This window comes from Pseudomonas sp. Sample_10 (assembly GCF_004321495.1).
In the GTDB taxonomy this organism is placed as follows: Bacteria; Pseudomonadota; Gammaproteobacteria; order Pseudomonadales; family Pseudomonadaceae; genus Aquipseudomonas.
Genome location: NZ_RCOE01000128.1, coordinates 1 through 5,508 on the forward strand (window position 1 = coordinate 1; position 5,508 = coordinate 5,508).

Sequence of the window (5,508 nt, forward strand, 5' to 3'; positions counted from 1 at the left end):
ACCGAGCCTTGAGCTTCCATCACCGCAGGGCTGGTGTAGTTTTCCGAAGCGATCAGCTCAATGTGTTCTTCCTGACGCTGAGCTTCTTGCTCCATGGCGGCAAAAAGGTCGGCGTCGTACTTGGCAATAGTCAAATCACGGCTGAACATGGCGGTCCTCAAGGATCGGGGGCGGAAAAGGGGGGCATTCTAACCCAATGGGTTTTAGATGGCATATGAAACGGCATCATGTCGCAGACAAGTGGGCTTCATGACCGGATATGCGGCACCTGTGCCGGCCCCATCGCTGGCAAGCCAGCTCCCACAGGGTCTTGTGTTGTTGATCGTTCCCACGCGGAGCGTGGGAACGATCAATTCACGACCGACACGGACATTGTGGGAGCTGGCTTGCCAGCGATGAGGCCCGGCTGTTTCATCACGGCGTCTCAGTCGAACATGAACAGCGCATCATTGCTGAACTGCACTTCAAACTGCCCGGCCGGCATCGGGCGGCCGAACAGGTAGCCTTGAACCTCGTCGCAACCGTGCTCCCTGAGGAAATCCAGCTGCTCATGGGTTTCCACGCCCTCGGCGATCACCGCCAGGTTGAGGCTGTGGGCCATGGCGATGATCGCGCGGGCAATCTGCGCGTCCTGTTCGCCGGATGGCAGGCCGTCGACGAAGGTGCGGTCGATTTTCAGCACGTCGATCGGGAACTGCTTGAGGTAGTTGAGCGATGAATAACCGGTGCCGAAGTCATCGACAGCAATGCTCAGGCCAAGATTTTTCAGGCCGTCGAGAATCTGCATCGCCTCACTGACTTCTCGCATCAGGATACTTTCTGTCAGCTCCAGTTCCAGGCACGCCGGCGGCAAGCCGGTTTCCTTGAGAATGGTGGCGATCCGCATGCCGAGTTGGCCGTCGGAGAATTGCCGCGCGGAAATGTTCACCGACACCTTCGGCACGCGCAATCTGGCCTGATGCCAGGTCTTGAGTTGACGGCAGGCTTCACTGATCACCCAGTCACCCACATCCACCACCAGGCCGAGTTCTTCCAGCACCGGAATGAAGTCCCCTGGCGGCACCAGGCCACGGCGCGGATGGCGCCAGCGCAGCAGGGCCTCGGCGCCGGTCAAACGTTTGCCGTCGCCGCTGAATTGCGGCTGGTAATACAGCACGAATTCATTCTGCTCCAGAGCGTGGCGCAGGTCGCTTTCCAGCTCCAGGCGCTCAAGGGCGCTGGCGTTCATGTCCGCCTGATAGAACTGGAAGTTGTTCTTGCCGCGTTCCTTGGCGTGGTACATCGCCGTGTCGGCGTTCTTCATCAGCTGGCTGAGTTCGTTGCCGTCCTGCGGGCTCAGGGCGATGCCAATACTGGCGGTGACGAAGAATTCGCGGCCTTCGAGCACGAAGGGTTTTACCAGGCTGGCGAGAATCTGTTCCGCTACGTGAATGGCCCGGTTCAAGGCAATTTCACGATTGGCGCGCGGTTGCAGGAGCAGGGTGAACTCATCACCGCCCATGCGCGCCACGGTGTCGTCATCGTCGACGCAACCGAGCAGGCGCGTCGCCATTTCCTTGAGCATGCGGTCGCCGGCGGCGTGGCCCAGGGAATCGTTGATCGGTTTGAAACGGTCCAGGTCGAGGAACATCAGCACCACCCAGGACTTCTGACGTTCGGCCGCTTGCAGCGCCGTGTGCAAGCGGTCCTGGAACAGCGTGCGGTTAGGCAGGTGCGTCAGTGCATCGTAATAAGCGAGGCGATGAATCCGCTGCTCGCTGGCCTTGCGCTCGCTGATGTCGCTGAAGAAGCACACGTAACTGGCGAGGTCGCCTTCGTCGTCCAGCACAGCGGTGATGCCAACCCACGCCGGATAATGCTCACCGTTGCGGCGCCGCAACCAGACTTCGCCTTCCCAGGTGCTGTGCTGATTGAGTTGCATGAGCACATAACGCAGGTGAGCTTCCTGCTGCTCGTCGACGGTCAGCATGTTCGGCAACTGGTCGAGTACTTGTTCCACGGCATAGCCACTGACACGGCTGAAGGCTTCGTTGGCCTGGACGATGTAGCCGGCCGGGTCAGTGATCAGGATCGCCGAGGTCGAATGCTCGAAAACCGTAGCGGCCATGCGCAGGTCCTTTTCGGCGCGACGTTGCTGACTGATATCACGTCCGACACCGAGCACGCCTTCGAAGGCGCCGTGCTCGTCCCAGACCAGCACCAGGCGCAACTCGATCGGGATCTTGCGACCGTCTGCGCGCAGGCAGTCAAACAGGAACAGTTGGGTCTGCACCTGGTTGCGCAACAGTGCCAACTGGTCGGGCTGGTCCAGGGCTTTGCCGACCCGTTCCATCAGGCTGTAGATACCGGTCAGTTGGTGAGGGTTGGCAATGGTCGATTGCCAGCCATTCTGGAAAATCCACTCGGCGTCGTAGCCGAGTACGGCTTGCACCGACGGGCTGACATAATTGAGGGCCATGCGGCTGTCGGTGGAGAAAATCACATCGCTGATGCTTTCCGCGAGCATCCGGTAACGCTGCTCGCTGTCGCGCAGGGACTCGCTGGCTTCGATCTGTTCGGTGACGTCCTTGGCCACGCCGATGATGCGCGTCACCTGGTCATGCTTGTCCCGCGCCAGGGCCTGTTCACGAATGTCGAAGCGCCGCCATTCACCGTCGCGGTGACGAAAGCGCAATTGGCATTGCAACAGTTGGCTGTAACCACCCAGGCGCTGGCTCTGGCGTGAACGGTGGTAGAAGTCGGCATCGTCGGGATGCAGGAGGATTTCCCAGAAATACTCGCCCATCTGCTGCAGTTCAGCGCGGTTGTAGCCCAGCGTCTGGCCCAGATGGTGATTGCTGAAGATCATCCGCTGGCTGATCACGTCCTGCACGTACAAGTGATCGGGCACGGTACGCACCACATCCGACCAGAACCCTTCGCGCTCTTGCAAAGACAGCTCGATGAGTTTGCGGCTGGTGATGTCGGTGATGCTCAGGATTACCGCTTTATAGTCGGCCAGGTCTTGCGGCAGGCGCAGCACCAGCCACAGGTGCTGATCGCGGCCTGTGGCGTCCTGCAGTTTGATCTCCAGTTCCAGCTGCTCCTGCCGGTTGAGGAGCGCTTCGAGCACCTTATTACCGATGGCACTGCCGTCCAGCGGGTTGCCGTCTATCAGCAAGTCCCAGGCCTGTTGGGTGGTGTTGACATTGAGCAGTTGCAGGGCCACCTGGTTGACCTCGGTAATCCGCAGTTCTTGCAGCAATTGCCGACGTTGTTCCGGATCGGCAAGCCAGGTATGCAGTTGCTCGTTACTGTGCAATCGGGCTTTGTCGAATACGTTCTTGAGGCTGGCCACATCGAGCACGCACAGCGCAACACCGGTGCCCTCGAAAATCTCCTGATAGCGGCGCCGGCCTTCATGTAATTGGCGCTGGCGGCGGCGCATGTTCAGTAGAACGATGAACGGCAGCATCGAGAAGGCCAGCCCCAGCAGGCATTTGCCGATAAAGGCGGGCAGCAGTTCTTCGAGCACGCGGTGGCGATCGAACAGGCCGCGCAGTTGCCAGTCGCTGCTGCTCAGGGGAACCGTCAGCACACTGTTGGTCAGATCGTCCTGGGTCAGCGTGCCTGGATTGACCAGCGGCAGTGATTCATCACGACTGATGATTTGGTGATTGAAGCGGTTTTCCACCAGCCACAATGGCCGGTCACCCGCTTCATTGAGCTTGGTCAAGGTCGTGAAAAACGTTGGTTTCAGGCGCAGGGCCCAATAGCCGCGGGTACTGCCGCTGGCTTGATGCAGCAACAGGTGCACCACCGAGCCATCGATGGCATTGCTGAAGTAATGAGGCTGGGCACGACTGCGCCGGACCAGCTCGGCCAGATAGTCGGCATCTTCGCTGTTGCTGGCGCTGTCATTCAGGATCCTGCCCGAGGGGCTCAGCAAGGCAAGGCTGATCAGATCGGGCAGGGACTTTTGCAGCTTGCGCAGCAACTCCTGCTGTTCGTCGGCTGTTTGCGGCTGTTCGACAATCGGCAGCAGATTGAGGGCGATCCGCGCGTTGAGCGCCATGTTCAGACTGACTTGCGCTGCCAGGTCAGCGGTGTAGTCGATGGTGTACTGGCGCTGGGTTTTCTGGGTTTCGCGCAACTGATCCAGGAGCTGCCAGAACATCAGGGCGAGCAGCATCAGCACCAGTGTCGCGAGCGCGCCTTTGAGGGTGCCGCGCAGGGGCGAGCCGGGCGCCGCAGTGGGGCCACTGGTGATCAGGGACGAAGGGACGTTGGACAAACTTTAATCCTGCGGTTTGGCTGGACTGGCGCGACGTGCACTATAAGCCGGACGCCCGAAGGGCGGCTAGCATGCCTTGAGTTGTGGCAAAGTGCCAGCCCCGCTCGGCTGGACGGCCACCTGTCATTCAGGTAGCTTTGCCGGTTACGCGGGAGCGTTCCAGCTCCTAGAATCAGACTTCTTTCAGCGCGCACGCATTGCCCTCGACAAGCGTAGAACGCGCACGGTCTGGCCCGGGCATCGCCTGCGCTCCAATCATTCATAGTCACTGACCCAAGGTTCTCCATGGCTCAATACGTATTCACCATGCATCGGCTGGGTAAAGTTGTTCCGCCGAAGCGGGAAATCCTGAAAAACATCTCGTTGTCGTTCTTCCCGGGCGCCAAGATCGGCGTACTCGGGTTAAACGGCTCGGGTAAATCCACGCTGCTGAAAATCATGGCCGGCGTCGACACTGAATTCGACGGCGAAGCGCGTCCGATGCCGGACCTGAATATCGGTTATCTGCCGCAAGAGCCACAACTTGATCCGACCAAGACCGTGCGTGAAGTGGTCGAGGAAGCGGTCAGCGTGATCAAGGACGCCCAGGCGCGCCTGGACGAGGTCTATGCGGCCTACGCCGATCCGGATGCCGACTTCGACAAACTGGCCGCTGAACAGGCCAAGCTCGAAGCGATCCTGCAGGCCAGCGACGGCCACAACCTTGAGCGTCAGCTGGAAGTCGCCGCCGATGCGCTGCGTCTGCCGGCCTGGGATGCCAAGGTCGAACACCTCTCCGGTGGTGAAAAGCGCCGTGTGGCCCTGTGCCGTCTGCTGCTGTCCGCGCCGGACATGCTGCTGCTCGACGAACCGACCAACCACCTGGATGCCGATTCCGTCGCCTGGCTGGAGCACTTCCTGCACGACTTCCCGGGCACCGTGGTCGCGATCACGCACGACCGTTACTTCCTCGACAACGTCGCGGGCTGGATCCTGGAACTCGACCGCGGCGCGGGCATTCCTTATGAGGGCAACTATTCGGGTTGGCTGGAAGCCAAGTCCGATCGTCTGGCCCAGGAATCCAAGCAGCAGTCGGCTCACGAAAAAGCCATGAAGGAAGAACTGGAGTGGGTGCGCAAAGGCGCCAAGGCCCGCCAGTCCAAATCCAAGGCTCGTCTGCAACGCTTCGAAGAAATGCAATCGCAGGAATTCCAGAAGCGCAGCGAAACCAACGAGATCTACATCCCGGCCGGTCC

At 60.2% G+C, this 5,508-nt stretch carries 2 protein-coding genes and 1 pseudogene; 1 reads left to right on the forward strand and 2 read right to left on the reverse strand.

Annotated elements, in window-relative coordinates; genetic code table 11:
- Both glyA and D8U18_RS12420 read right to left on the reverse strand, forming a co-directional pair.
- Positions 1–149, reverse strand: a pseudogene (gene glyA / locus D8U18_RS12415) (serine hydroxymethyltransferase); the annotation flags it as partial.
- Positions 150–424: 275 nt separating this feature from the next.
- Positions 425–4,171, reverse strand: coding sequence for a bifunctional diguanylate cyclase/phosphodiesterase (locus D8U18_RS12420; RefSeq protein ID WP_241664318.1), 3,747 nt, complete (start codon positions 4,169–4,171; stop codon positions 425–427).
- Positions 4,172–4,558: 387 nt separating this feature from the next.
- Between D8U18_RS12420 and D8U18_RS12425 the strand changes: the two genes are divergently transcribed.
- Positions 4,559–5,508: ATP-binding cassette domain-containing protein (locus tag D8U18_RS12425; RefSeq protein WP_131107716.1), on the forward strand; the 950-nt coding region annotated here is incomplete at its 3' end.